The following is an 830-nucleotide window of genomic DNA, read 5'->3' as shown; positions in this document are numbered from 1 at the left end:
GCTCGCCTCGTCCAGCACCGCCGCGAGGCGATCGACCACGCCGCCGGGACCCGCGGCGGCGGCTCGCAGCCGCGGCACCGCCATGCGTTCGATGTCCTCGACGGCCGCGTCCAGCAATTCGGACTTGTTCGGGAAGTAGTGGTACAGGCTGCCGCTGGTGACGTCGGCCGCCCGGGCGATCTCGCGAATCGTGGTGCGCGAATAGCCATTCTCGGCCACACATCGCATCGCGGCGGTGATGATGCGGGCCCGGGTCTGCTCACCGTCGGCACCCACCGGCCGACCCAATTGCGGCGGCGTGACGCTCATGCGGCGGGAAGCCCGCCGCAGCTCCGTCCATCACGCACTACGCACCTCCGCGGCGAAGCCGAAACTAATCGATCACTCGATTATATTCGACCGTGTCGGGGACCGGGAGCCGGCGGACGGGACGCGCGAGTGAGGACAGCACGGTGACGCGGGCGCAACGGGGACGTCCGGTCGGCGCCAGCGGCGAGGAGACGCGGCAGCGGATCGTCGTTGCCACCATGCGCTGCGTGGCCGAATTCGGGTACGCGGGCGCCACCATCCGTGAGATCGCCCGGGCCGCGAACGTCACCAGCGCCAGCCTCTACAACTACTTTCCGAACAAGGCGGAGCTGATCAACGCCGCGATAGCGGCGCGGACCGACGTCGCGTTGCCGCGGCTGCGCGCGGCCGCCGCGCGCCCGGGGACCGCCGTCGACCGGATCGAGGCGGTGCTGGACGAGGCGAGCCGGCTGATGCGCGAGCATCCGCATCTGGCCGCATTCGATCGCGCGGTCCGCGCCGAAAGCAACGAGCACCCGGTT

At 70.7% G+C, this 830-nt stretch carries 2 protein-coding genes; one reads left to right on the top strand and one right to left on the bottom strand.

What is annotated here, in order from left to right; genetic code table 11:
• On the bottom strand, nucleotides 1-309 hold a 309-nt coding region (locus tag A5713_RS16625; protein ID WP_156751807.1), incomplete at its 3' end, for a TetR/AcrR family transcriptional regulator.
• Nucleotides 310-452: 143 nt separating this feature from the next.
• On the opposite strand from A5713_RS16625, the gene A5713_RS16620 reads away from it, so the two are divergent.
• On the top strand, nucleotides 453-830 hold a 378-nt coding region (locus A5713_RS16620; RefSeq protein ID WP_156751912.1), incomplete at its 3' end, for a TetR/AcrR family transcriptional regulator.

It is taken from the genome of Mycobacterium sp. E2497, assembly GCF_001668695.1.
GTDB lineage: Bacteria > Actinomycetota > Actinomycetes > Mycobacteriales > Mycobacteriaceae > Mycobacterium.
This window is presented reverse-complemented; position numbering and strand designations above follow the sequence as displayed.